This window comes from Pseudomonas fluorescens (assembly GCF_902497855.1).
Taxonomy (GTDB): Bacteria; Pseudomonadota; Gammaproteobacteria; order Pseudomonadales; family Pseudomonadaceae; genus Aquipseudomonas; species Aquipseudomonas fluorescens_BI.
This window is the reverse complement of the sequence record NZ_CABVHU010000029.1, coordinates 35,808-60,079: the sequence shown is the minus strand read 5'-3', so window position 1 is coordinate 60,079 and position 24,272 is coordinate 35,808. Positions and strand designations below refer to the sequence as shown.

The 24,272-nt window shown below is 60.9% G+C and carries 23 protein-coding genes and 2 pseudogenes; 11 read left to right on the top strand and 14 right to left on the bottom strand.

Annotation, left to right across the window (positions count from 1 at the left end; all coding sequences use genetic code 11):
- The 4 genes from F8N96_RS33460 to F8N96_RS33445 form a co-directional block, all read left to right on the top strand.
- Window positions 1-650, top strand: a 650-nt coding sequence (locus F8N96_RS33460) for an electron transfer flavoprotein subunit alpha/FixB family protein (RefSeq protein ID WP_150801413.1), incomplete at its 5' end; no start/stop codon positions are given.
- Between the two features lie 9 nt (window positions 651-659).
- A complete protein-coding gene (locus F8N96_RS33455; RefSeq protein WP_150801412.1) occupies window positions 660-2,180 on the top strand; it encodes a 3-hydroxyacyl-CoA dehydrogenase in 1,521 nt (506 codons plus the stop codon).
- On the top strand, window positions 2,177-3,379 hold the full coding sequence (locus F8N96_RS33450) for a 3-oxoadipyl-CoA thiolase (protein WP_150801411.1): 1,203 nt from the start codon (window positions 2,177-2,179) through the stop codon (window positions 3,377-3,379). The genes F8N96_RS33455 and F8N96_RS33450 overlap by 4 nt, the downstream gene beginning before the upstream one ends.
- Before the next feature lie 40 nt (window positions 3,380-3,419).
- Window positions 3,420-4,601 (top strand): acyl-CoA dehydrogenase, encoded by a 1,182-nt coding sequence (locus F8N96_RS33445; protein ID WP_150801410.1) that lies wholly within the window; start codon window positions 3,420-3,422, stop codon window positions 4,599-4,601.
- Between the two features lie 116 nt (window positions 4,602-4,717).
- Here the strand turns inward: F8N96_RS33445 and F8N96_RS33440 are convergent, their stop codons facing one another.
- Both F8N96_RS33440 and F8N96_RS33435 read right to left on the bottom strand, forming a co-directional pair.
- Window positions 4,718-4,879, bottom strand: coding sequence for a DUF2986 domain-containing protein (locus F8N96_RS33440; RefSeq protein WP_150801409.1), 162 nt, complete (start codon window positions 4,877-4,879; stop codon window positions 4,718-4,720).
- 130 nt (window positions 4,880-5,009) lie between these two features.
- The gene (locus tag F8N96_RS33435; RefSeq protein WP_150801408.1) at window positions 5,010-5,963 is read right to left on the bottom strand and encodes a LysR substrate-binding domain-containing protein; all 954 of its coding nucleotides are present in this window, start codon (window positions 5,961-5,963) and stop codon (window positions 5,010-5,012) included.
- A gap of 131 nt (window positions 5,964-6,094) precedes the next feature.
- Here F8N96_RS33435 and F8N96_RS33430 point away from each other — a divergent pair, with 131 nt between their 5' ends.
- The 5 genes from F8N96_RS33430 to F8N96_RS33410 all read left to right on the top strand — a co-directional run bounded on the left by F8N96_RS33430 (window position 6,095) and on the right by F8N96_RS33410 (window position 10,388).
- The gene (locus tag F8N96_RS33430; protein WP_150801407.1) at window positions 6,095-7,264 is read left to right on the top strand and encodes a M20 aminoacylase family protein; all 1,170 of its coding nucleotides are present in this window, start codon (window positions 6,095-6,097) and stop codon (window positions 7,262-7,264) included.
- Between the two features lie 59 nt (window positions 7,265-7,323).
- The gene (locus F8N96_RS33425) at window positions 7,324-8,112 is read left to right on the top strand and encodes an ABC transporter substrate-binding protein (RefSeq protein ID WP_150801406.1); all 789 of its coding nucleotides are present in this window, start codon (window positions 7,324-7,326) and stop codon (window positions 8,110-8,112) included.
- An 88-nt stretch (window positions 8,113-8,200) separates the two neighbouring features.
- A complete protein-coding gene (locus tag F8N96_RS33420; protein WP_150801405.1) occupies window positions 8,201-8,890 on the top strand; it encodes an ABC transporter permease in 690 nt (229 codons plus the stop codon).
- Window positions 8,887-9,600: an ABC transporter permease gene (locus tag F8N96_RS33415; RefSeq protein WP_150801404.1), complete on the top strand. Its 714-nt coding sequence runs from the start codon at window positions 8,887-8,889 to the stop codon at window positions 9,598-9,600. Before F8N96_RS33420 ends, F8N96_RS33415 begins: the two co-directional genes overlap by 4 nt.
- A gap of 20 nt (window positions 9,601-9,620) precedes the next feature.
- The gene (locus tag F8N96_RS33410; RefSeq protein ID WP_150801403.1) at window positions 9,621-10,388 is read left to right on the top strand and encodes an ABC transporter ATP-binding protein; all 768 of its coding nucleotides are present in this window, start codon (window positions 9,621-9,623) and stop codon (window positions 10,386-10,388) included.
- Window positions 10,389-10,439: 51 nt separating this feature from the next.
- On the opposite strand, the gene F8N96_RS33405 is transcribed toward F8N96_RS33410, so the two are convergent.
- From F8N96_RS33405 to F8N96_RS33385, 5 genes and pseudogenes are all read right to left on the bottom strand, one after another.
- Window positions 10,440-11,366, bottom strand: a complete 927-nt coding sequence (locus F8N96_RS33405; RefSeq protein ID WP_150801402.1) for a transporter — start codon at window positions 11,364-11,366, stop codon at window positions 10,440-10,442.
- A 95-nt stretch (window positions 11,367-11,461) separates the two neighbouring features.
- Window positions 11,462-11,734: pseudogene (locus F8N96_RS33400) on the bottom strand (GNAT family N-acetyltransferase); the annotation flags it as partial.
- A gap of 7 nt (window positions 11,735-11,741) precedes the next feature.
- Window positions 11,742-12,635 carry an allantoinase PuuE gene (gene puuE, locus F8N96_RS33395; RefSeq protein WP_150801401.1) on the bottom strand — a complete coding sequence of 298 codons (894 nt, stop codon included), beginning with the start codon at window positions 12,633-12,635 and terminating at the stop codon, window positions 11,742-11,744.
- Window positions 12,635-13,507: a GNAT family N-acetyltransferase gene (locus F8N96_RS33390; protein WP_150801400.1), complete on the bottom strand. Its 873-nt coding sequence runs from the start codon at window positions 13,505-13,507 to the stop codon at window positions 12,635-12,637. Before F8N96_RS33390 ends, puuE begins: the two co-directional genes overlap by 1 nt.
- 140 nt (window positions 13,508-13,647) lie before the next feature.
- Entirely contained in the window at window positions 13,648-15,507 is a 1,860-nt protein-coding gene (locus F8N96_RS33385; RefSeq protein ID WP_150801399.1) for an ABC transporter ATP-binding protein, read from the bottom strand.
- Window positions 15,508-15,832: 325 nt separating this feature from the next.
- Between F8N96_RS33385 and F8N96_RS33380 the strand changes: the two are divergent.
- Window positions 15,833-16,063: pseudogene (locus tag F8N96_RS33380) on the top strand (DUF1214 domain-containing protein); the annotation flags it as partial.
- 32 nt (window positions 16,064-16,095) lie between these two features.
- Here F8N96_RS33380 and F8N96_RS33375 read toward each other — a convergent pair.
- From F8N96_RS33375 to F8N96_RS33345, 7 genes are all read right to left on the bottom strand, one after another.
- A complete protein-coding gene (locus F8N96_RS33375; protein WP_150801398.1) occupies window positions 16,096-16,776 on the bottom strand; it encodes a polysaccharide lyase family 7 protein in 681 nt (226 codons plus the stop codon).
- A 290-nt stretch (window positions 16,777-17,066) separates the two neighbouring features.
- The gene (locus tag F8N96_RS33370) at window positions 17,067-17,645 is read right to left on the bottom strand and encodes a hypothetical protein (protein WP_150801397.1); all 579 of its coding nucleotides are present in this window, start codon (window positions 17,643-17,645) and stop codon (window positions 17,067-17,069) included.
- A 163-nt stretch (window positions 17,646-17,808) separates the two neighbouring features.
- The gene (locus F8N96_RS33365) at window positions 17,809-19,377 is read right to left on the bottom strand and encodes an FAD-binding oxidoreductase (RefSeq protein WP_150801396.1); all 1,569 of its coding nucleotides are present in this window, start codon (window positions 19,375-19,377) and stop codon (window positions 17,809-17,811) included.
- A 13-nt stretch (window positions 19,378-19,390) separates the two neighbouring features.
- A complete protein-coding gene (locus tag F8N96_RS33360; RefSeq protein ID WP_150801395.1) occupies window positions 19,391-20,083 on the bottom strand; it encodes a hypothetical protein in 693 nt (230 codons plus the stop codon).
- Window positions 20,084-20,093: 10 nt separating this feature from the next.
- Entirely contained in the window at window positions 20,094-20,429 is a 336-nt protein-coding gene (locus F8N96_RS33355) for a c-type cytochrome (protein ID WP_150801394.1), read from the bottom strand.
- A gap of 53 nt (window positions 20,430-20,482) precedes the next feature.
- A complete protein-coding gene (pchA, locus tag F8N96_RS33350) occupies window positions 20,483-21,958 on the bottom strand; it encodes a 4-hydroxybenzaldehyde dehydrogenase (protein ID WP_150801393.1) in 1,476 nt (491 codons plus the stop codon).
- Between the two features lie 24 nt (window positions 21,959-21,982).
- Window positions 21,983-22,216 (bottom strand): hypothetical protein, encoded by a 234-nt coding sequence (locus F8N96_RS33345; protein ID WP_150801392.1) that lies wholly within the window; start codon window positions 22,214-22,216, stop codon window positions 21,983-21,985.
- A gap of 68 nt (window positions 22,217-22,284) precedes the next feature.
- Here F8N96_RS33345 and F8N96_RS33340 point away from each other — a divergent pair, with 68 nt between their 5' ends.
- Window positions 22,285-24,141 (top strand): sigma-54-dependent Fis family transcriptional regulator, encoded by a 1,857-nt coding sequence (locus F8N96_RS33340; protein ID WP_150801391.1) that lies wholly within the window; start codon window positions 22,285-22,287, stop codon window positions 24,139-24,141.
- The last annotated feature ends 131 nt before the right edge of the window (window positions 24,142-24,272 follow it).

The following is a 24,272-nucleotide window of genomic DNA, read 5'->3' as shown; positions in this document are numbered from 1 at the left end:
ACGGCAAAAACATCCTGCCGCGCGTTGCCGCCCAGCTGGACGTTGACCAGATCTCCGAGATCATCTCGGTAGAAAGCGCCGATACCTTCAAGCGCCCGATCTACGCCGGTAACGCCATTGCTACCGTGCAGTCCAGCGCTGCGGTGAAAGTCATCACCGTGCGCGCCACCGGTTTCGACCCGGTGGCTGCTGTTGGTGGTTCGGCATCGGTCGAAGCCGTTGCGGCTGCCCACGAGGCTGGCATCTCCAGCTTCGTTGGCGAAGCGCTGGCCACGTCCGATCGCCCGGAACTGACCGCCGCGAAAATCGTCGTTTCCGGCGGTCGCGGCCTGCAGAACGGCGACAACTTCAAATACCTGTACACCCTGGCCGACAAGCTGGGCGCGGCCGTCGGCGCTTCCCGCGCTGCGGTCGACGCCGGGTTCGTCCCCAACGACATGCAGGTCGGCCAGACCGGCAAGATCGTCGCGCCCCAGCTGTACATCGCGGTCGGTATCTCCGGCGCGATCCAGCATTTGGCCGGCATGAAAGACTCCAAGGTGATCGTGGCGATCAACAAGGACGAAGAGGCGCCGATCTTCCAGGTGGCCGATTATGGCCTGGTAGCTGATCTGTTCGAGGCCGTTCCAGCGCTGGAACTCGCCCTGTGAGGAATGCTTATGACCACGTTTAAACGGATCGGAGTAATCGGCAGTGGGGCCATGGGGCGTGGTATTGCCCAGCTGTTCGCCAGCGCCGGTGTCGAGGTGCTGCTGCACGACAGCCGCAGCGAAGCGATCGAACAAGCCCTGATGCACAATCGCGAATCACTGGAGCGTGCGGCGGCCAAGGGCAAGATCAGTGCCGACGTATTGGCCGCCACTCTGGAACGCATGCGCGCGGCGCATACGCTGCAGGAACTCGCCGGCTGCGACCTGCTGATCGAGGCCATCGTCGAGAACCTTGAAGCCAAACAGAAGCTGTTCCGGGACCTGGAACAATTGGTCAGCCGCGATGCGGTTCTGGCCAGCAACACCTCGTCGCTGTCGATCACCCTGATCGCCAGCGCCTGTGAACATCCTCAGCGGGTCGCCGGTTTTCACTTCTTCAATCCGGTCACGCTGATGAAAATCGTCGAGGTGGTCCGCGGGGAACGTACCGCTGCGCAGGTCATCGAACGGCTGTCGGCGCTGGCGCGACACGCCGGGCACTTTGCCGCAGTGACGCCGGATTCGCCTGGGTTCCTGGTCAATCATGCTGGCCGGGCCTACGGCCCGGAAGCGCTGCGAATCCTTGCCGAAGGTATTGCCACGCCGGCGCAGATAGACCGCATTCTCAGGGATTGCCTGGGCTTTCGCATGGGGCCGTTCGAGTTGTTCGACCTGGTCGGCCTGGACATTTCCCATGCGGTGATGGAGTCGATCCACGACCAGTTTTATCAGGATCCGCGCTACACCCCTTCATCACTGGTGCCGGCGCGCCTTGCCGCGGGGTTGCTCGGACGCAAGACCGGGCAGGGCTTCTATCGCTACGAGGAAGGTCGGGTGGTCGAAGACGCCCAGGTGGAACTGCCGCCGGTGGCTATCAATCAGCCGTTCTGGCTGGACTGCCGTGATGCTGCAATGCGCGACAAGATCGGCGCCGTGCTGTCGAGTGCCGGTGCGGTGCTGGAGCAGGGTGAGCAACCCGGCTCGAATGCCATCTGTCTGGTGACGCCGCTGGGTGAAGATGCCAGCAGCGCGATCGCCCGCCGGCAACTCCCTGTCGCCCGCAGCCTGGCGCTGGAAACCTTTGCCGGTTTCGACCGGCGGCGAGTGCTGATGCGGCACCCCGGGCTGGATGCCAACGTGCTGGCGCAGGCGCGGCAGGCATTAGGGGCCGATGGTGTACCGGTGGAGGTGATCAACGACTCGCCCGGTTTCATCGCCCAGCGTGTGCTGGCCAGTATCGTCAACCTGGGATGCGAAATCGCTCAGCGGCGCATCGTCGATCCCGCCACCCTGGACCGTGCGGTGCAACTGGCGCTGGGTTACCCCCACGGCCCGCTGGGGTTCGGCGATGAATATGGGGCCATGAACATCCAGCAGATCCTGCAGGCACTGCACGATTGCTATCAGGAACCGCGTTATCGGCTCAGCCCTTGGCTGCGCCGCCGCGTACAGCTCGGCCTGCCCCTGACCACTGCCGAGGAATCAGCATGAATGCCTACATCTACGACGGCCTGCGTTCGCCCTTTGGCCGCCACGCGGGCGCACTGGCCAGTGTGCGCCCCGATGACCTGCTGGCATCGGTCGTTCGCGCCCTGGTCGCGCGTAATCCGTTCGCTGCACAAGACTACGAAGACCTGATTGTCGGCTGCACCAACCAGGCTGGCGAGGACGCGCGTAACCTGGGGCGCCACGCAGCCCTGTTGGCGGGCCTGCCGCCTACGGTGGCTGGCCTGACCGTCAACCGCCTGTGTGGTTCGGGGCTGGCAGCAGTGCTCGACGCCGCCCGCGCCGTGCACGTTGGCCAAGGCGAACTGTTTATTGCCGGCGGCGCGGAGAGCATGAGTCGCGCGCCCTTCGTGATCGCCAAGGCGCAAAGCGCCTGGTCGCGGGATTTCAGTGCCTTCGACAGCACGATCGGTGCGCGCTTTCCCAATCCTCGGGTGGAAGCGCAGTTCGGTGCCGATACGATGCCGCAGACTGCCGATAACGTCGCTCGCGAGCTGGGTATCACTCGCGATCAGGCCGACATCTACGCGGCACGCAGCCAGGCACTGTTCGAGGCGGCGGTGCAGGACGGTTTCCATGCGGGCGAAATCCTGCCCATCGAAGTACCCCAAGGCGGCAAGCAACCGCCCAAACGGGTGGAGCGTGATGAACACCCGCGTCCCGACAGCAATTTCGCCAGCTTGTCGCGCCTTCGCCCGTTGTTCGAGGGCGGCGTGGTCACTGCCGGCAATGCCTCGGGTGTGAACGACGGAGCGGCCGCCTTGCTGATCGGTTCGCAGGCCATCGGCGAGCAATACGGGCTGAAACCACGCGCGCGGATCCTGGCCGCCGCCATCGCCGGGGTTGAGCCGCGGCTGATGGGGCTTGGCCCGGTGCCAGCGATCATCAAGGCACTGCAGCGTGCCAATCTGCAATTGGCCGATATGGATCTGATCGAAATCAACGAAGCCTTCGCTGCGCAGGTGCTCGGCTGTGCCAAACGACTCGGCCTGGCGTTCGATGACCCACGCCTGAACCCCAATGGCGGGGCCATTGCCATCGGCCACCCGCTGGGTGCCTCGGGTGCCCGCCTGGCCTACAGCGCGGTGCGTCAGTTGGAACGCAGCAACGGTCGGTACGCCCTGGTCAGCCTGTGCATTGGCCTGGGGCAGGGCATTGCCTGCGTGATCGAACGCCTCGATTAACCAATAAAACAACACTGGAACCAACCCGGAGAATGACCCCATGGCCAACTCGGCAAGCTTCAACTGGATCGACCCGCTGCTGCTGGATCAACAACTCACCGAAGAAGAGCGCATGGTGCGCGATAGCGCCCAGCAGTTCGCCGCCGACAAACTGGCGCCACGGGTGCTGGAGGCTTTCCGTCATGAGCACACCGATCCTGCCATCTTCCGTGAGATGGGTGAAACCGGCCTGCTGGGCGCGACCATTCCCGAAGCCTACGGCGGCAGTGGCCTGAACTATGTGTGCTACGGCCTGATCGCCCGTGAAGTGGAGCGTGTCGACTCCGGTTACCGTTCGATGCTGAGCGTGCAGTCGTCACTGGTGATGTTGCCCATCAACGAGTTCGGCAACGAAGCGACCCGGCAGAAATACCTTCCCAAGCTGGCCAGCGGTGAATATATCGGTTGCTTTGGCCTGACCGAACCCGACCATGGTTCCGATCCGGGTTCGATGATTACCCGGGCGAAAAAAGTGGACGGCGGCTACCGCCTGACGGGCGCCAAGATGTGGATCACCAACAGCCCGATCGCCGACGTATTTGTGGTCTGGGCCAAAGACGACGGGGGTGAGATTCGCGGTTTTGTCCTGGAAAAAGGCTGGCAGGGCCTGAGTGCGCCGGCGATTCACGGCAAGGTGGGCCTGCGGGCGTCGATCACCGGCGAGATCGTCATGGACAACGTGTTCTGCCCGGAAGAAAACGCCTTCCCGGATGTACGCGGTTTGAGAGGCCCGTTCACCTGCCTCAACTCGGCCCGTTACGGTATCAGTTGGGGCGCCCTGGGCGCTGCTGAAGATTGCTGGCACACCGCGCGCCAGTATTGCCTGGACCGCAAACAGTTCGGTCGCCCCCTGGCACAGACCCAACTGATCCAGAAAAAACTGGCCGACATGCAGACCGAGATCACGCTGGCCCTGCAGGGCTGCCTGCGCCTCGGCCGGATGAAGGATGAAGGCACCGCGGCGGTGGAAATCACCTCGATCATGAAGCGCAACAGCTGCGGCAAATCGCTGGATATCGCCCGTATGGCCCGCGACATGCTCGGTGGCAACGGTATCAGCGACGAGTTCGGCGTAGCCCGCCACCTGGTCAACCTGGAGGTGGTCAATACCTATGAAGGCACTCACGATGTCCATGCGCTGATCCTCGGTCGCGCCCAGACGGGCCTGCAGGCGTTTTTCTAAGGATGGCGGGGCGGCCTGGAGTGATCGAATGTTCGCTTTTGGGCCGATTGCTGGCCGATTGCTGCCTCTGGCAAGGTGCAGCAGTCGACCCAGTCAGTACTACACGGCTTTATTGCTCAGCTCTCGGCGGAACCGATTGAGTCATCACTGGATTCAGCCGCCAGTTTCAATCGGTCCGCTTTACTGATGTATTTATCCTTGCTTGGCGGTGCCAATTTGGCACTGGCCTTTTTGGCGTGAGCCTTTAATAGCTGCTTTATTTTTTTACGGCGATTCATGTTTTTCTGCTCAGCTTGTAAATTTTTCAATGATACCAGCTTGAAACAGTGAGCCAGATCCCTGTGGCGCGTTTCCAGTGCATAACGTTGGAAGCTACTTTACGAGCATCCAGGCCAGGGATGGGTCACCTCACAGCCGCAGCCGTAAGGTTTCAAACAGCGCGCGGTCTTCCTTTTTGGCCGAGCGCGCATGGCGACGAATGACCTGCAACAGGCATTCGGTGAAGCAGACCGCCGGATTGCTCAGTGCGCCATTACGGCGCGTCACGATGCTCAACTGTCGAGGCTCGAACTGCTCGGTCAGCCCCAGGGATACCACTCGCCCCAGAAATGGCGGGGCTGTGCTCACGATGGACGGCCCCCAGGTACACATGTCGGCCCGCTCGACCATCATCTGCAAAATGGCCAGTGAATGAGCGCGCACGATTCGATTCTCATCAATCTGCGCGCCGTGTTTCCAGAACAGTTCCTGCATCAGCCCGGCGTGCCCGTCCGGCGCGTAGTTCAGGGTCCAGTTTTGTTCCAGTAACTCGTGGATCGATCGCGCATGCTGTCGGGCGTGCCCCTCGCGAACCAGCACCGAGGTCTGGTAATCGAGCAAGGTTTCGCAGGCGAATTCCTGGGTCGATTGTGTGGGATGGAGTTGGCCAATCGCGAAGTCCATGCTGCCGTCGCGCAGGAGCGGTTGGGCAACGGCCATCAGGCTTTCGAACAGTTCCAGCTTGATTTGTGGCATACGTTCGTGAAAAGCCAGCACGACTTCGGGCAGGAAGGTCAGGGCGACCCATGGGGTGATCCCGACGCAGAGCCGGCCTTGAGCCTTCCCACGCATGTGATCAAGTTCGGTCTGTGCGTGTTCCAGTTGCTTGATCACCAGCCGGGCGTGAGTCAGCAGCACTTTGCCGTATTCGGTGAAATTCAGACCGCTGGCGGTTCGGGTAAACAGCGGTAACTGCTGGCTGGTTTCCAACTCGCGCAGCGCTTTGGTCACAGCGGCCTGGGAAATCTCCAGCGAACGAGCGGCCGCGCGGATACTGCCGGTTTCGGCGCTGGCAATCAGCGCCTGTAATTGATGCAGTTTCATCTGCTCACCCTGGTGACAACTCATGGTTGTCATCATAACCAAACTGCGCCTCCCCAGCCCAGCGTCCGTTCCCTAAGATCGAACCAACAGCGCTTTCGCTGCTGCACAGCCCCTGTCGAAGGAGAACACCCATGAATGCCGGCCTGGTCCTGCCTGGTATTGCCGCGATGCAAGATGAAATGATCGCGATACGTCACAGCATTCACGCGCACCCTGAACTGGGTTTTGAAGAATTCGCCACCAGTGAGCTGGTTGCAGCGTGTTTGACTCAGTGGGGTTTCGAGGTCAGCACCGGGGTGGGCAAGACCGGGGTCGTTGCCACTCTGAAAAATGGCGAAGGTCGGTCCATTGGCTTGCGCGCTGACATGGATGCTTTGCCGATACAGGAAACCACCGGTTTGCCCTATGCCAGCCGGCTCGACGGAGTCATGCATGCCTGCGGTCACGACGGTCATACAGCAGTCCTGCTGGCAGCCGGTCAGTATCTGGCCCGGACACGGGCGTTCAATGGCACCGTGCACCTGATTTTCCAACCGGCGGAAGAAGGGCTGGGCGGTGCCAGGAAAATGCTGGAGGACGGGCTGCTCGAACGGTTTCCGTGCGACGCGATCTTCGCCATGCATAACGTGCCGGGTTATCCCGTCGGGCATTTGGGGTTTTACAGCGGACCGTTCATGGCGTCCGCCGACACGGTGAACATCAAAATCATCGGCAACGGTGGCCATGGCGCGGTGCCGCACAAAGCCGTCGACCCGGTGGTGGTCGGTGCCTCGATCGTGATGGCCCTGCAAAGTATCGTCTCGCGCAACGTTAACCCGCAGGAGATGGCGATTATAACGGTGGGCTCCCTGCAGGCCGGGAGCGCCTCGAATGTCATCCCTTCCAGCGCCGACCTGAGCCTGAGCGTACGCGCCCTGACCCCCGAGATTCGCCACTTGCTGGAGGTCAGAATCACTGAATTGGTCAGGGGCCAGGCCGAGAGTTTTGGCGCCCGGGTCCACATCGATTACCAGCATTGCCATCCGGTGTTGATCAACGATCCCGTGCAGACAGCATTTGCTCATGAAGTCGCCCGCGACTGGCTGGGAGAGGAACACCTGATCGATGACTTGCGGCCATTCACGGCCAGTGAGGACTTTGCTTTTGTCCTGGAAAAATGCCCCGGCAGCTATCTGGTGATCGGCAACGGCGAGGGAGAAGGCGGGTGCCTGCTGCATAACCCCGGCTACGACTTTAATGACGACTGCCTGCCGGTGGGCGCGAGTTATTGGGTCAAGCTGGTCGAACGCTTTCTGTGTTGAGACGGCGCATTTTCGCCTGTTGTGCCTGTAAAAAATCTGCAGCCTGAAGAGGAATAAAAATGAACAAGATGATTGCAGCCGTTTCCCTGGTGTTCCTGACGGCCTCGAGCCTGGCGGGGGCGGCCGACTGGTCTGGCAAAGTGTTGAAGTTGGGGGTGGACCCGACGTACCCACCGCTGGAATACAAGAACCAGGATGGCACGCTGACCGGCTTCGGGGTCGACATCGCCGAGGCGTTGTGCGCCGAACTGAAAGCCCGATGCGTCTGGGTGGAAAGCAGTTGGGACGGAATGATCCCGGCACTGCTGGCGCGCAAGTTCGATGCGGTGGCGTCGTCGATGACCGTCACACCCAAACGCCTGGAGCAGATTGCGTTTACCGACAAGGTGTCCAATGCACCGACACGATTAGTGGCCAAGCGTGGATCGGGATTACAGCCGACCCTCGAATCGCTCAAGGGCAAGCGCATTGGTGTAGTGCAGGGTTCGACCCAGGAGTCCTATGCCAAAGCGGTTTGGGGTTCAAAAGGCGTGGACGTTCTTTCCTATCAAAATCAGGATCAGGTGTACGCCGACCTGGTAGTGAGGCGACTTGATGCCTCGTTGCAGGGTTCCATTCAAGCCAGTTACGGCTTCTTGAAGACAGCGGCGGGTAAGGACTATGAATTCGCCGGTGCCACTCTGGATGCCCCGGGCTTCTTCGGCGTCGGTGACGGCCTTGGTCTGCGCAAGGAGGATGTCGCGTTGCGTGAAGACTTGAACAAAGCCCTGGCAACCATTCTCGCCAACGGTACTTACGCGCGGATCAACAACAAGTACTTCGATTTTGACGTCTACGGCGCCAACTAACGCGTCGTCGTTACCTTGAATAAGGCGCTCGTTCGAGCGCTCTATTGCCCCCCCTTCACCTCACCCTAACAAGAACAAGGAGAGTGAGATGCTTCTGGAAGGTTTTGGCCCGCAGATTCTGCTGGGCACCCTGGCTACCATCAAACTGGCGCTTTGTTCATTGCTGATCGCCGTCCTGGCCGGGCTGATGGGCGCCAGTTCCAAGTTATCGTCCAATCGTTTGTTGCGCGCGCTGGCCACGGCTTACACGACCGTGATCCGCAGCATGCCGGACCTGGTGATCATGTTGCTGCTGTTCTTCAGCCTGCAGATGGTGCTCAACCGGATGACCGATTGGCTGGGCATTGCCCAAATTGATATCGACCCGTTTCTGGCCGGAGTCGTGACGCTGGCATTCATTTACGGGGCCTACTTTACCGAGACTTTTCGCGGCGCCTTCCAGGCAGTCCCTGCGGGGCAGATCGAAGCGGCGAGGGCCTACGGCATGACCCGCGGGCAGACCTTTCGCAAAATCCTGTTCCCGCAAATGTTGCGTCATGCGCTACCCGGCATTGGCAACAACTTGCAAGTGTTGATCAAATCGACTGCGCTGGTATCGATCATCGGCCTGACAGATGTGGTCAAGGCCACCCAGGATGCGGGCAAGGGCTCGATGCAGTTCTTTTACTTCACGCTGGTAGGCGGCCTGATCTACCTCGCCATTACCACGGTCTCCAATGGTGTGTTGATGTGGCTGGAGCACCGCTACTCGGTCGGTGTCAGGAAGGCTGCGTTATGAACGGCATTCTTCAGGACTACTGGCAGGCTTACCTTTGGAGTGACGGGCCACACTTTTCCGGGTTGGCGGTGACGTTGTGGCTGCTCATACTTTCGGTGGTGATGGGTTTTGTGCTCGCGGTGCCGTTGTCGATTGCCCGCGTCAGTCGCAACCCGCTGCTGCGCCTGCCGGTCTGGTGTTACACCTACGTGTTTCGTGGCACCCCGTTGTACATCCAGTTGCTGTTCTTCTACACCGGGGTGTACAGCTTGCATGTGGTGCGGTCCCAGGATTTTCTCAACGCGTTTTTCCGTGACGGTTTCAACTGCACGGTACTGGCGTTCGGGCTCAATACCTGTGCCTACATGACCGAGATTTTCGCCGGCGCTATCAGGGCGACAGCTCACGGCGAAATCGAGGCCGCCAGCGCGTACGGGATGAGCCGATTCACGCTCTATCGCCGGATCATTCTGCCGTCGGCGTTGCGCCGCGCGCTGCCGCTGTTCAGCAATGAAGTGATCCTGATGCTGCACTCCACTTCGGTAGCCTTCACCGCCACGGTGCCTGATTTGCTGAAAATTGCCCGGGATGTCAATTCGGCGACCTATGCCTCTTTCACTGCGTTTGGCATCGCCGCGGTGTTGTATGCCGCTTGCGCGTTTTTCCTGATCTGGCTGTTTCGTCGCGGCGAACTGCATTGGCTGGCCTACCTCAAATTGCGCACGCACTGACCCCTATTGGATTTGCTCGAATGTATAAATTGATTGTTGAAGATGTACATAAAAACTACGGCGGCCATGAAGTCCTGAAGGGTGTCTCACTTAAGGCCAAGGCCGGCGATGTGATCAGCATCATCGGCTCCTCGGGGTCGGGCAAAAGCACCTTTTTGCGCTGCATTAACCATCTTGAAACACCCTCGGCCGGGCGCATCATCGTTAATGCCGAAGAGCTTCGCACCCGCAGGAATGCAGGGGGCGAGCTTTGTGTGGTCGACCCCGGACAATTGCGGGTCATGCGCAGTAAATTGTCGATGGTGTTTCAGCACTTCAATCTGTGGAGCCATATGACGGTGCTGGAGAACCTTATCGAGTGCCCGATGAGTGTGCTGGGTATCGGCCGGAAAGAGGCACTGGAGCGGGCGCGTTATTACCTGGCCAAAGTGGGCCTGGCACAAAAGGTCGAGGTGCAGTACCCGGTCCATTTATCCGGTGGCCAGCAGCAGCGGGTAGCCATCGCGCGGGCGCTGGCCATGGAGCCGGAGGTGATGCTATTCGATGAGCCCACTTCGGCCCTCGACCCCGAGCTGGTTGGCGAGGTGCTCAAAGTCATGCAACAGCTTGCGCAAGAGGGGCGAACAATGGTGGTGGTCACTCATGAAATGGCGTTTGCTCGACAGGTGTCAAATCACATCATCTTTTTGCATCAGGGTCGGGTAGAGGAGCAGGGCGCGCCAGATAGTGTTCTGGTGCATCCTCGGAGCGAGAGATTGCAGCAGTTCCTGGCAGGGAGTCTCAAGTAGCTATAAATGTCTGACGAAGGCATGAATGAAATGTGGCGTAAATCCTGTGTTTCAAAGCCCTGCGCCGAAGCGATACTGCCAGACTATGCCAATGACATCGTATTCGCTGCCCGTGCGGGTATGCCCGCCATTACTCGCATTCAGCTTCAGTGAATGGTTCCGGTTCACCGGTAGCGTGAGGGTGCATCCGTAGCGTGTGTTTTCCTGATAATCGTGGTTGCCGACCCCATCGACCGAGGTGCTCCCGCCAGCGAACCAGGTCATATCCAGCGACGCCCAAACGCCGTTGCTAAAGGCATAGATAAGATGACCCTGCACCTGGTAAATCGGGTCCTGGGACAGTACGTGGTCGCCGAGCAACTCGTCATTGTCGGTGTAAAAGGTTCCCGCGCCGGATAATTCCAGGGTCACTTGCCCCAGGCGCTTGGAAACCCCAAGTTCAGGCTTGAATGACCAGCGATTGTTGCCCAGATTGACCAGCCTGCTGTCGTCGTATTGGCCGAGCGGCGCCGTGATCGCCAGGCTCGCGCCGATAATCACATCCTGTTGATAGCTGGGGAATTCAGCCAGGGACATCGCCGGGGCGCCATATAAGTTGACCGAGAAGCGGAATCTTGGATCGATCAACCCAGTAACATTGCGCTCCTTGGGTTCACCGGCGAGCAGAGCAGAGCCCGTCAATCTTGCCTCGGGCACCACGATATCGAACTTCCCGGAGCGGCCCCAGACATCCAGAGATCTGGCAAAGGCAAACACGACAGTCTTTATGTTGAGCTTGGCATCTTGGAGCGGGATTGACGGGTTGGCCGTCACGCTGCCGTTGAGATCGCTGTAGCCCACGAGCAGGAAATTGATACCGACCGGCGTGTTGGCGTAGGACCTGGGTTCGAGATCCTCTGCGACTGCACCGGGGGCTACCATTATGAGCGAAGCGGATGCGAACCGAACCAACCTGACAACGCAGAGTTTGTGTTTCATTCACATTCGCTCGCTTCCTGTGAGGACCCCAGAGTTCTACGTATTGTAGTAGCGCATCTGCATAGCCCAGCAGGGCATTGCGCGATCCTTCCGATTCAGAGCATCGTCTGAACCGTACTATGGGGATGACTTTCTAACGGCTCCCATTCATCCATGAAAGCAAAACCTTGCTTGAGATAAAAGTTCGAGGCTCTTGCATTGCCGGGTGATACGTCGAGAAAAACGCGATCAAAGCCTTCCGCGGTAGCGCGATCTTTCACTACATCTACCAACTGAGTTGCCACGCCAGAGCCCCGTGCAGCAGGTTCAACCCACATCCCGATCAAGTTGAAGCGATGCGCGCTGCTGACTGCGGCACCAATCATTCCGCACCGCTCAAGCGGGGAATTGGGCTATCCAGTGCCTGGCAATCTCTTCGCGCCGGCAGATCCACACCGCGTCGTGGCCTTGCACGTAATCGAGAAAGCGCGCCAGCGCCATCGCACGACCAGGATGGCCACTGATCCGCCCATGCAGGCCGACGCTCATCATCTTCGGGTGTTGCGCGCCCTCTTGCCACAGCAGGTCGAAAGCATCCTTGAGCAGCCGGAAGAAGTCTTCGCCACAGGCGAAACCATTCGGCAGCAGATAGCGGGCGTCGTTGTTGACCAGTGTGTAAGGGATCACCAGGTGGGCGGGCGAGCCCGGGAGCCAGTAGGGCAGATCATCGTTGTAGGCGTCCGAGCTATAGAGAAACCCGCCTTCCTCACGCAACAGGCGGCGGGTGTTCTGGCTGACCCTGCCTGTGTACCAACCTGTGGGGCGTTTACCGCAGATCTGCTCGATTACGTCGAGGGTGAGGCGGATATGGCGCCGCTCCTGGTCTTCAGGCATGTCGCGATAGTCCAGCCAACGGTAGCCATGCCCGGCAATCTCATGCCCGGCAGCGCAGAGCGCATGGCCAATCGCCGGGGTGAGTTCCAGTGCCCGGCCGACGGCGAAGGCGGTCAGCGGCAGGCCTCGGGCGTTGAACAGCTGCAGAATGCGCCACACACCTGCGCGCGATCCGTATTCGTACATGCCCTCGACGCTCAAGTCCGATTCCCCCACACGCGGTGGGCGGCCCGGTAGCTCGTGAAGCCAGGCCTCCGACTGTGCATCGCCATTGAGGATGCATGACTCCGCACCCTCTTCGATGTTGAGGACGAACTGGACCGCGACGCGCGCCTCACCGGGCCATCGCGGGTGGGGCGGGCAGCCGCCGTAACCGATGAGGTCGCGAGCGGCCATCAGCCCAGCTCGAAGGTCGTGACGCCGAACACACGTTCGTGCGCGATCGCCGGGGGAGGGCCGAGGTACATGCGTGCGCAGCCGAACACCTCGATCATGCCCTGCCGGTGCACAAGCGCCATCGCGGCGGGGTTATTCTCCGGGGCATCGAGAAACAGCGGGCCACCCTGGGCAAATTCCGCCAGGCGCGCGTAGAGGGCATTGGCTGCCAGGGCGTCATCGGCAAACAAGGGGCCGATCTTGCAGCCTTCCCGGCAGCGCCTCACTACGCCATAGCCGCTTAGCCTGCCCGCGCGCCGGCAACCGACGGCGAGTGCATCGGCTTGGGCTATCCAACCGCTCAGGAAGCTTGTGCGCGCGGCGGGGAAGCAGGTGCGGTCGTAATCGACCACCTGATCGAGCGGGAAGGCGGCCAACGGGACGATGTCCTGGCCGTCTACCTGCGAGGTCGTGGGGCGTTCGGTGATCTCGGCACGAAAACGCATGTTGCGATGGGAGAAGACGAAACCACCCTTGGCGTAGTAGTCCTGCATCGCGAAGACGCCGTCCATGCCGATGCTCGCGCCTGGGCGCAGGCGCGCGATCAGTCGCTCGCGGCGTGCGTGCCAGAGAGTATTGCCCAGGCCTTGACCGCGATATTCAGGCCGGACGATGAAAAACCCCATGAAACCGAATTCGCCATGGTAGGAGGTGATGGCACCGCCGCCGATCAATTCGTCGCCCCGGGACGCCGCGATGAAGGCGTCAGGGTCCGTAGCCCAGAACAGCTCGGCATCGTGAAAGCCGGGATTCCAACCCTCACGGGCCGCCCAATCGACGAGCTCGTCCAGCTCGGGACGGGTCATGTTGCGTATGACCAGCTGATTCGACACCGCGAAGTTCTCCTCAGTCGCTAAGCGAGCGTGTGGTCCATCCCCGCTCCGAACCCTTTCGGTATAGCTTCAACCCGAGCATTGATCCAGTTCGTCACATCACCTGCAGAACACGCTCGTCGCCTCGAGGCCGTTCACGCTCATACCTGATCCATAACCTCGGCCACCCCCCGATCCTCACCCAGAAACCCGCCACTCTGGTGGTGCCACAGCCGCGCATAGATGCCGTTCCTGGCGAGCAATTCGGTGTGGGTGCCCTGTTCGATGATGCGTCCGTCATCCATGACAATAAGTCGATCCATGGCCGCAATCGTGGACAGCCGATGGGCGATGGCGATCACGGTCTTGCCCTGCATCATGTCATCGAGGCTTTCCTGAATCGCCACTTCGACTTCCGAATCCAGTGCGCTGGTAGCCTCGTCAAGTAGCAGGATCGGGGCGTTCTTGAGCATCACCCGGGCAATCGCGACGCGCTGGCGCTGGCCGCCCGACAGCTTGATGCCGCGCTCGCCGACCAAGGTGTCGTAGCCGGTGTGGCCTTGTCGGTCACTCAGTTGGCTGATGAACTCATCGGCCTGGGCACTGGCCGCGGCACTGCGGATTTGCGCATCGCTCGCGTCGGGGCGGCCGTAGGCGATGTTGTCGCGAATGGACCGGTGCAACAGGGACGTATCCTGGGTGACCATGCCGATGGCGCTGCGCAAGCTGTCTTGCGTCACGTGCGCGATGTCTTGCCCGTCAATGCGAATCTGCCCGCTGTCGACGTCGTAGAAGCGCAGCAGCAGGTTGATAAGCGTGGATTTGCCGGCGCCAGAGCGGCCCACCAGACCGATTTTTTCACCCGGGCGAATGTTCAGGCTCAGGCCATCGAGCACCTGTCGTTCGCCGTTGTAGTTGAAGCTGACATTGTCGAATGTGACCGCGCCGCCGGAGGTCACCAGCACACCCGCGTCCGGCGCATCCTGCACCTTGGGGCCGCGGGTCAGTGTGGTCATGCCATCCTGCACGGTGCCGATGCTCTCGAACAGCGAGGTCATCTGCCACATGATCCAGTGCGACATGCCATTGATACGCAACGCCATGGCGGTAATTGCCGCCACGGCACCTGCGCCGACCTCACCTTGGTGCCATAACCACAGGGCATAACCGCCTGCTGCCATGATCAAGGCCACCACCAATGCCTGGTTGACGATCTCGAACTGGCTGACGAGGCGCATCTGGCGAAAGCCGGTCTGCTTGAAATCCTCCATGGCCGCACGCGCGAAGTGCGCTTCACGATTGGAATGGGAGAACAGCTTCACTGTCGTGATGTTGGTATAGGCGTCCGAGATACGTCCGGTCATCGAGGAGCGCGCATGAGCCTGTTCCTGGCCCACCTTCCCCAAGCGGGGTACGAAGTAGCGCATGGCGAGCCCGAACAACACGACCCAGGCAATGAAAGGCAGCATCAGTTTCAGTGCGAAGCCGCCGGCCAGCGCAATGATCGCGATGAAATACACGCCGATTCCGGGTGCGATCTCGATAAGGGTGAACAGCACGTCGCGCACGGCCAGCGCAGTCTGCATCACCTTGGTGGTGACCCGGCCGGAAAACTCATCGGAGAAGAACGACAGGCTTTGCCGCAGCATCAAACGGTGGAAGTCCCAACGCAGCCGCAACGGCAGGTTGATCGCCAATATCTGGTGCTGCACCATGGTGCGCAACGCCACCAGCCCGACACTGGTCGCCATGACGATGGCCATGCCCCACAACACGCGACTTTCCTGCGCAGCCGCTTCACCGCCTGCCTGCCAGGTCGAGAGTAGATCCACGACCTGGCCGAGGAAGGAAAACAGCCAGGCTTCGTATATCGACACACCGGCACTGAGCAGTGCAAACGCAAGAATATAACCGCGGGCGCCCCGTGTGCACGCCCACAGGAACCGAGCCAGGCCCTCGGGTGGCGGTGGTACCTCATCAGGAGGAAAGGGGTCGAGCCTGCGTTCAAATGCACCAAGCATGGGGGTCTCCAAAACGATCAAGTTCAGGAGATTCTGCCATTGAACTGCGTAAGGAGTGGCTGGCTTATTGTGATCTACACTCTCCGGGCGTGTGAGTTGGCGCTTCGCCACAGGATTTACTGAGTCGCGCGGTAAAGAGACAGGCCAGAATTCCAGTTGGGTCGCGGTCTGGGTGGGGCGTATCAGCCATGAACAGTCACGGCGCCAGCTTGCTCGGAACGAACGAGGTGGATATGAACAGGAAGTCTAACCGGGGCTGGACAATGGCTGCGGCAGTCGTCTTAGCGGGTTCAACGCTGCTCTCGGGGTGTGCGGGCAAGAACGATTGATCAATTCGCCGATGCTGTCGGCCATGAAGAAAAACGCGGATGGTTCACTGACGCTGTACATCCAGAAGGATTCCCCCGGCAAGGCGAAGGAAACCAACTGGTTGCCGGCGCCTGACGACACGGTCTATCTGGTGATGCGTCTGTACTGGCCGAAGACCGCACCGCCTTCGATTCTTCCCGCTGGCGAAGGCAGCTGGCAGCCCCCGGCGCTGGTGGTATCGAAGTAGTGGAACTGGGTCGGCGTACCAACGGTAGTGACCTAAAGACTCGACTTAATGTTGTGTTGGATCTCCAGCATCTTGAACGTCACTTTTCCGCCCTCGGTGGGATAGCCGGTGTTGTCCTGCACATAGGCACCCGCTTTGAAATACAGTGGTTTGGTCTTCCAGCTCGGGTCGATGGTGGTTCTCCAGTTGTATCCTGCTGCGCTGATGCCCAGCGCGCCCTTCGGGCTGAGGTGGAGCTGGTAGGAAAAGTTGCGGTCGAGCGGCACACCCGTCGCAATGGTAATGACCTGGCCCTCTTCATCGTCGGGGCGCATGCGCACCTTGGCGACAATGTTTCCCGTCGAAGCCGACTTTTTGTATTGGTATTCCAGCTTCACCATGGGGCTGTTGCTGTCCTTGTTGTGAATCTGGCCAATCACGATCTTTCCGGTGCTGGGCACCTGATTGACGGTCAGACTCGCCCGCAGAATGTTATCCGCCGCTGAATACTGCCAGTTGCGCAGCCTTCCATCGCTATAGGTTTCCCGCAACTCGCTGCGCGGGTAAATGGCGTTGGCCGTCCTGGAACCGGTCACAGGTGCCCAGAAGGAAAGGGTAGCGGCTTCAGAACTGAAATACTGGCCCTTGAAGCCGTGCGCCAGTCGAGGCGTTTCTATGGTCGCCGGTGGGCTGCCTTCAGGGATGCTTAAATTCCAGGTGGCGAGGTCGATCATGTCAATAATCCTGTATGCGGGAATGTTGCGGCCACAGTTGCGCTCGAACAGACGCTATTGAGCTGTGTCAATTGGGTCTGCTGATCAGGAAAACCGTATGGCGGTAGATTGACGTCAAATGATCGTCGAGGTGTTTGTTGCAGGCTTTGTGCCTGCGGGAGTTACCGTTGGTCGGGACCGGGGATATCCGGTCCGGGTCGGCAAGGCAGGACGGATCGCCAACCAGAGTGTGCAATCGCAGTACTGTGCGGATTGTCTTCGGCGAGGCCTTCTCTGGTCAGCGCACGTTGCTAGCGTGAGGTTTTGATGTCCAGCATTTCGGTGTAGATGGCGTCGACCGTCTGACCGACCTTGAGGTTCTTCATGCGGGCCTGGAGCTCGGGGTCCTCGACCTTGACAACTTTCACTTTCCCTTCTGGAGGAAGCAAGGTCACTTCATGCGTTTTCAAGTCAATGTGGGTGATCTTCGACGTGACCTTGACCTGGCGAAACGCTTCACCGCCCGGATTTGGGTTGTCCTTGTTGGCGCGGGTAATCGCTGATTTGGTGCTGACACCTCTATCGCCGTTGACATCAGTGTCGAGCGTGTAGGCAACCGAGCGGGTAACATATATATCGACCTTATCGCCGACCTTCAGGTTGTGCAGGGCTTTGGCCTCGTCGGTGAGCTGGATGGGTACCTGGCTTTTGTCGGGACCTTCCACGGTGACCTGATAGTTCGCCGCATCGACAGCCAGTACGTGCGTCGTGATGTGACTCTCCAGAGCGGCACTGCCCAGCGGCACATCGGCTGCATGGGCCGCAAAGCTGGCGGTGGACATGAGTGAGGCGAGGGCAACAGCATGAGCAAAGGACCGGATCGGTTTCATAGACCTGCTTTCCATGTGAGGGCTGAAGGAGCAACGCAGCGAACGCGTTGCTCCCGCGAAAGCATAGTCACTGATTGCCGATGTGCCTCCTCGAAGCGTCGATAAGCAATCCTACCGCTGAAAAAGCCCCGCCAGGGCAAGCCTGGCGGGGCCTCAAGCGTCATCAGAATGGGTTGGCGAGGTCGATGCCGGATTTGCCCGGTGCCAGAATGTTGTTCGGGTCCAGGGCACGCTTGATCGCATGTTCAAGCTTGCGTTTGACCGGGCCGTAGCTCTGCGCCACGCGCTCCTGGAAGGCGGTGTTGACGCGGTACACGGCGTAGCCTTCCTGCTCGAATACATCCAGCAATTCGGCAAAGCAGGCGTTGGCGCGCAGGGTCTCTTCGGGGTTGGTGCGGTCGTACAGCACGTCGATGACGTGGTGCATGTCGCGCCAGCCGACGATGAATTCGCCGACGTAGTCCAGCCCGTGTTTGTTGAGCGTCTTCTTGGCCAGCGCCTGCTGTTTGTCGCATTCGCTGCCCCGGGCCTGGCTCACCGGTGCGAACCACATGGAACCGCCGCCGCCACGCCAGTTGTACAGGCCGAATTCCTGCAGGTTGGGTACACCCGACATCAATTGGGCGCGGTATTTGAAGGGCTGGGTGTCGCCGGCCTCTTCCTGAGTGACGAGCCGGCACTTGCCCAGTTGCTTGAGTGCGCCCTTGACGATGTTCCAGTTGACGTCGACCTGTTCCTGAGTGCCGTACAGCGCGGCGTAGACGTTCCAGGCGCCGAGGTTCTTGTCTTTCTGGATCTGCTTGAGGATCGCGTCGGAGGTCGCGCCGGGCTCGAGGGTGTAGTCGGAGCGGCGGGTATTGCAGGTGGAGGCCTCCCACAGCACGCCGGCGATCACCACCGAGTTGGGGATGACCTGGGCGATGCGCAGGGGGCGGATGAATTCGACGATCTCGGCGATGTCCGACTCGTTCTCGAACTTGATCTCGAACGGCTTGAACACCGGTGGTTTGGGCATCAACCAGAAGCCCATCTTGGTGCAGATACCGTAGTTCGCCTGGGTGAACATGCCATCCAGGGTCGGGCCGTAGCCCCACTTGAATACCTGCCAGGCGTTGTCGCCTTTGACCCCGCCCATGCCGGTGCGGTAGACGTCGCCGTTGGCCAGCACCACTTCCATGCCGCACTGCATCATGAAGTGCTCGCCGTAAGGCGTGTAGCCCACGCCGCGATCCATCGTGTTGCCCAGCGGTCCGGCGATGGCCGACGGTGCGGAGAACGACAGCATCAAGGGCAGGTTGTGTTCCTGGATATAGTCGTACAGCTGCTGGTAGGTCACCCCCGGCTCGACCAGGGCGGTACACAGCTCGGGATCGACGTGGAGGATTTTGTTCATTTTCTTCAGGTCGAGAATGATCTGGCCACGCTGACCGGGCGCTGCGGAGCCATAGCCGAAGTTGCGACCGGTAGAGATGGTCCACACCGGGATCTTGTGTTCATTGCAGATCTTCACCACGCCTTGCACCTGTTCGACGGTGGTCGCGGTGACCGCCGCGGAAGGTGTATGCCCGGCATTGTCCACGGCCATCATGATCTTGGCGTAGGGGATCAGTTGATCGTCCTTGATCAGGACATTGTCCTCGCCGAGCAAGGTGCGGAACTTGGCGATGGCTTGCTCGAAGTGGGCGGCGTTGACGCCACGGGGCAGCAGCTTGTTGTTGGTTTGTTCAGTCATCTGGAGAGTTCCTTCAAGCTTCGATCGAGAACGAAACGAAATTGCCGGTCAGCGGCGAGGCGCGGCTGGCGACCAGGGGCGCCTGGCCGAGATTGGCGGTGCCCAGCGCGGCGAGGGTGTAGCCCAGCGTGGCCGCCCATTGCTCGGAACCTGCGCTGTTGCGCGCCGCCGCGGACACTTGCAGCGGCGCCTGTTGGCCATGCAGACGCTGTTCGGTAAGGCTGAAGCCGGTCCCGCAGGCGTTCAGGTTCAGGCCAAGTTGCGGGGCGCAGCCGCTGGCGGCTTCGGCACTGAGCAGGCGGTGATGCGAGGCGTTGGCCGTGGCGCGATGCTGACCCAGCCACTGCACGCGCGCGCCGGCACTGCGTGCCAGGTCAATGATCACGGCGGCACTGGCATCGTCCACCAGGCCGATGATGCGTTGCGGTCGAGCGCTGCCCAGGCGTTTTTGCAGGTCGAGGATGAAGTCCAGGCTCAGGTCGGCGCGTAGCATCGTGACCTGCCTGGCGGCCGGGCTGGCATTGATGCCCTGGAGGAAGGCAGAGGCGGCAACCTCGCCAGTGACCAGGGCCAGGGTCGGCAGCGCCGGCCGGGCTCGGACGCCCAGTGCACCGTTGGCCATGGTCAGGCCCGAACTGCTGACGACCGCTGCGGCCATACCGCTCAAGGCCATCCCCTTGAGCAATAAACGACGTTCGATATTCATCGCCGACTCCTCAAGGCTTGGCCGCGGGAGCGGCCGTTTTGGATATGTAGTCGGCCACCTGTTGCAGCGAGTTGTCGTCGATGAACGAAGCGGGGAAGGCCGGCATGGCACGGAAACCGTTGCGCACGATGGCGGTGATGTAGGGCGATGGCAGTTGGCGGCCCTTGATGGACGGGCCAACCTGGTTTTCGTGGCAGTGGCCGCACACTTTGGCATAGACGTTTTCGCCGCCTTTCCAGATGCCGTCGCCGTCGGCAACGGCGATACCCGCCAGCAGGATCATCGGCAGGGCAAGGCAGGCGGTGAGGGTCCGTTTCACCGCTGGGCGGTTGAGGAGTGAAGACATGTCGTACTCCGTTTTCTTATTGGTAGATGGGTTCATGGACGCCGTGGTTCAGGTCAGAACGGATACGGTCTCGGGGCGTGTTGCACGGTGATCCAATGGTCGGTGGTGAACTCCTCGATCGCCCAGTCGCCGTTGAAGCGTCCGAGGCCGGAATTCTTCTCACCGCCGAACGGCGCATTGGGTTCGTCGTTGACCGGGATGTCGTTGACGTGGGTCATGCCGGCGTGGATGCGTTGGGCGAACTGCACGCCGCGCTCCAGGCTTGCGGTGAATACGGCGCTGGACAGTCCATATTCGCTACGGTTGGCCAGTTCCAGGGCGTGCTCGGCATCGCGGGCGGATTGAATGCCCACCACTGGCCCGAAGATCTCTTCACGGGCAATGTCCATGTCGGCGGTGACGTCGCCAAACACATGCGGCGGCAGGACGTTGCCCTCGGCTTCACCGCCCACCAGCAGCGTGGCGCCTTCGGCTCGGGCGGTGGCGATCTTCGCTTGCAGCCCCGCCAGTTGCTTGCTGTTGATCACCGGGCCGATCACGGTTTGCGCTTTGTCCGGATCACCGTAGGGCAGGGCTTTGACCCGCTCGACGAAACGTCGGGTGAAGGTTTCCAGCAGCGGTTGCTCGACGATGATGCGGTTGATCGCCATGCAGATCTGACCCTGGTGGAGGAACTTGCCCACCACGGCGGCACTGACGGCCTGCTCGACGTCGGCATCGGCCAGGACCACGAACGGACTGTTGCCGCCCAGTTCCAGGGCCACGTGCTTGAGGTGCTCACCGCCACTGGCGATGCGGCCGATGGAGCGTCCCACCTGGGTCGAGCCGGTGAAGGAAATGAACGACGGGACCGGGTGCTCGACGAAGGCGTCGCCGATTTCCGCGCCGGCACCCACCACCACACTGAACACGCCCGCCGGCAATCCGGCTTCCTCGAAGATGCGTGCGAGCAACAGCCCGCCGGTGACAGGGGTGTCACTGGCGGGCTTGACCACCACCGCGTTGCCCAGCGCCAGGGCGGGGGCCAGGGAGCGGGCGGTCAGGTGCAGGGGGAAATTCCACGGGCTGATCACGCCGATCACGCCCAGCGGCGTGCGGTAGACGCGGCTTTCCTTGCCCGGGATGTTGGAGGCAAGGATGCGCCCGTGCACCCGGCTTGGCAGGCTCGCCGACTCGAGCGTGATGGCGCGGGCGGCGCCCCATTCGATTTGCGCCTTGATGCGCGTGCTGCCGGACTCACGGATGATCCAGTCGATGATTTCTTCACGGCGCTCGTCGATGATCTTCACCGCGTTGAGCAGGACCTGACCACGGGCGGCCGGCCCTTGGGCCGCCCAATCGACCTGGGTTTCCCGTGCCTTGCGGTAGGCTTCATCGAGATCATCGCGGTTGGCCAGGGTGATCTGCAGCAGGCGTGTCCGGGTGAAGGGGTCGAACACCTCCAGCGGACGACCGGCGCTGCCGGCGCGCCATTTACCGGCGAGGGGCTGCAGTTCAAGGTTTTGATAGGCAGGGCGAGTAACGATCATGGAGTTGTCTCTCTTATTGGGTGCTCATGACCTGCTGTTAACAACTATCGTGCCAAGATCGAAATATTGATTAATATCTATATAAATCAACTTGTTAAGTTGGATGCGGCGAGCGCGGAAGCAGACGTTGAAACCCAGCGTGCGGAATTTTATGCAGAGGATGTCGCAGGCCGCTGAAAGCTCGACGCCTGGTTTTTTCGGGGTTTTATTTGTGCGTTTATCGGACGAACGAGCGGCAAAAGGCGTGTGTTCAACCATTGGCAGATTGACCGTGCAGGTTGTCCGGGCATACTGAAAAGCTTACTTCCCTGCCGCTTGTTGACCCTATGACTCGTGCCCCTCGTGACAAGAATCGCCGCCCTGCCGATGAGGAGTTTCTCAAGCAGCTGCTCGGCCGCCAAAAGCGCCTGATCGTCGACCGGGCCAGCCAGTTCGGCGCCACTGGCCTGCCTTCGGCCGAGCAACTGGCCGAGACCGTGGCCTTCGCTCCGCAGGACGGCAGCATCTGGTTATGCGGTCAGCGCGTGATGCTGATGCAAGGCTCGGCCTTCGGCGCGATCCGCCGCGAGCTGATCGACGCGCTGGGGTTCGACAAGGCGCGTGGCCAGTTGACGCGCATCGGGTGGCAAGCCGGGGCACGCGACGCCGCCCAGGTCAGCGAACAATGGCCGGAAGGCGATCACGCCAGCCTGTACAGCGCCGGACCGCGCCTGCACATGCTCGAAGGCATGGTCAATGTCGAGGTCGTGCGCTTCGAGATCGACTCGGGCATCGGTCACTTCTACTCCGAATTTCTCTGGCACAACTCGCTGGAAGACGACGAACACATCGCCGCCTACGGCCTGGGTGGCGAACCGGCCTGCTGGATGGAGATCGGTTATGCGAGCGGTTACGCCTCTTCACTGCTCGGGCGGCTGGTGGTCTTTCGCGAGGAGGAATGCCGGTCGATGGGGCATAAGGCCTGTCGCATCGTCGGTAAACCGGCCGAGCAGTGGGACGATATCGATGTGGATCTGGCGTATCTGGACCCGGGTGATTTTCTCAGCCGCAGCACGTACGCCTCGGGCATCGAGACCACCGTTGCCGAACTGGAAGAGCCCGTCGACGGCAAACCCTTGGTGGGGATTTCGGCGGCGTTCGTCGCGGCCAGTCAATTGCTGCACCGCGTCGCGCCGACCCAGGCGACGGTGTTGTTGACCGGGGAATCGGGGGTCGGCAAAGAGTTATTCGCCCGTACCCTGTACCAGGCCAGTTCCCGGCAACAGATGCCGCTGGTGGCACTCAACTGCGCGACCTTGCCCGAGAACCTGGTCGAGGCCGAACTGTTCGGTGTCGAGCGCGGTGCCTTTACCGGCGCCGAACGTTCGCGACCCGGGCGTTTCGAGCGAGCCGATGGCGGGACGCTGTTCCTCGATGAAATCGCCACCTTGAGCTTCAGTGCGCAGAGCAAGATCCTGCGCGCCTTGCAGGAAGGTGAAATCGAGAGGGTCGGTGGCACGGCGCCGATCCGCGTCGATGTACGGGTCATCGCGGCGACTAACCTGGATCTGCGCCGGGAGGTCGAGGCCGGACGTTTTCGTGAAGACCTGTTCTACCGATTGAATGTGTTCCCCATTCATCTGCCGCCGTTGCGCGAGCGTCGCGAAGATATCCCGTTGCTGATGAGTTATTTCCTGCGCCATTTCAGCCTGCGCCATGGGCGTCGGCTGGCGGGGTTCAGTACGCGGCTGGTCAATGCGCTGCTGACGTATCGGTTTCCCGGCAATATCCGTGAACTGCAGAACCTGATCGAGCGCGGTGTGATTGCCGCCGGCGACGGTGAGGTGATCGATATGGTGCACCTGGCCGAGGCGGGGGCGCCATTGATGGAAACGGCCATCGGCCTGACCCCCGAAGGGCGCCTGTCTGCTGTGCAGCGTCGGAATGAGACGACAGCCGAGGTGCAGGCAGCCCCAGCATCCACTGAAGAAGGCGCAGGAGCAGGCACCTCTCAGGAGCCGTTGCTGGAGAGTCTGCAGGCCTTCGTCTCCGGCCGCCAACGGGTGTTGAACATGTCCCTGGAAGACATCGAGCTGCGACTGGTGCGACTGGCACTGGAACGCTCGGGCGGCAACATCACGGCAGCGGCGCAGATGCTCGGCATGAGTCGCGCCCAGGTCAGTTATCGGCTCAAGGGGATGTAGGAGCGAGCTTGCTCGCGATGGTCGTTAACGATAACGCGTGCTTACTGATTAAACGCGGCGCGCTTGAGTCCATCGCGAGCAAGCTCGCTCCTACAGTGAATCGCAAGCCCCCTCGCTACAGTGTGTAGATA

Excerpts from the sequence above, each read along its gene's own strand:
- F8N96_RS33455 (WP_150801412.1), top strand. The coding sequence starts at position 660 with ATGACCACGTTTAAACGGATCGGAGTAATCGGCAGTGGGGCCATGGGG.
- F8N96_RS33450 (WP_150801411.1), top strand. The coding sequence starts at position 2,177 with ATGAATGCCTACATCTACGACGGCCTGCGTTCGCCCTTTGGCCGCCAC.
- F8N96_RS33445 (WP_150801410.1), top strand. The coding sequence starts at position 3,420 with ATGGCCAACTCGGCAAGCTTCAACTGGATCGACCCGCTGCTGCTGGAT.
- F8N96_RS33440 (WP_150801409.1), bottom strand. The coding sequence starts at position 4,879 with ATGAATCGCCGTAAAAAAATAAAGCAGCTATTAAAGGCTCACGCCAAA.
- F8N96_RS33435 (WP_150801408.1), bottom strand. The coding sequence starts at position 5,963 with ATGAAACTGCATCAATTACAGGCGCTGATTGCCAGCGCCGAAACCGGC.
- F8N96_RS33430 (WP_150801407.1), top strand. The coding sequence starts at position 6,095 with ATGAATGCCGGCCTGGTCCTGCCTGGTATTGCCGCGATGCAAGATGAA.
- F8N96_RS33425 (WP_150801406.1), top strand. The coding sequence starts at position 7,324 with ATGAACAAGATGATTGCAGCCGTTTCCCTGGTGTTCCTGACGGCCTCG.
- F8N96_RS33420 (WP_150801405.1), top strand. The coding sequence starts at position 8,201 with ATGCTTCTGGAAGGTTTTGGCCCGCAGATTCTGCTGGGCACCCTGGCT.
- F8N96_RS33415 (WP_150801404.1), top strand. The coding sequence starts at position 8,887 with ATGAACGGCATTCTTCAGGACTACTGGCAGGCTTACCTTTGGAGTGAC.
- F8N96_RS33410 (WP_150801403.1), top strand. The coding sequence starts at position 9,621 with ATGTATAAATTGATTGTTGAAGATGTACATAAAAACTACGGCGGCCAT.
- F8N96_RS33405 (WP_150801402.1), bottom strand. The coding sequence starts at position 11,366 with ATGAAACACAAACTCTGCGTTGTCAGGTTGGTTCGGTTCGCATCCGCT.
- puuE (WP_150801401.1), bottom strand. The coding sequence starts at position 12,635 with ATGGCCGCTCGCGACCTCATCGGTTACGGCGGCTGCCCGCCCCACCCG.
- F8N96_RS33385 (WP_150801399.1), bottom strand. The coding sequence starts at position 15,507 with ATGCTTGGTGCATTTGAACGCAGGCTCGACCCCTTTCCTCCTGATGAG.
- F8N96_RS33375 (WP_150801398.1), bottom strand. The coding sequence starts at position 16,776 with ATGATCGACCTCGCCACCTGGAATTTAAGCATCCCTGAAGGCAGCCCA.
- F8N96_RS33370 (WP_150801397.1), bottom strand. The coding sequence starts at position 17,645 with ATGAAACCGATCCGGTCCTTTGCTCATGCTGTTGCCCTCGCCTCACTC.
- F8N96_RS33365 (WP_150801396.1), bottom strand. The coding sequence starts at position 19,377 with ATGACTGAACAAACCAACAACAAGCTGCTGCCCCGTGGCGTCAACGCC.
- F8N96_RS33360 (WP_150801395.1), bottom strand. The coding sequence starts at position 20,083 with ATGAATATCGAACGTCGTTTATTGCTCAAGGGGATGGCCTTGAGCGGT.
- F8N96_RS33355 (WP_150801394.1), bottom strand. The coding sequence starts at position 20,429 with ATGTCTTCACTCCTCAACCGCCCAGCGGTGAAACGGACCCTCACCGCC.
- pchA (WP_150801393.1), bottom strand. The coding sequence starts at position 21,958 with ATGATCGTTACTCGCCCTGCCTATCAAAACCTTGAACTGCAGCCCCTC.
- F8N96_RS33345 (WP_150801392.1), bottom strand. The coding sequence starts at position 22,216 with ATGGTTGAACACACGCCTTTTGCCGCTCGTTCGTCCGATAAACGCACA.
- F8N96_RS33340 (WP_150801391.1), top strand. The coding sequence starts at position 22,285 with ATGACTCGTGCCCCTCGTGACAAGAATCGCCGCCCTGCCGATGAGGAG.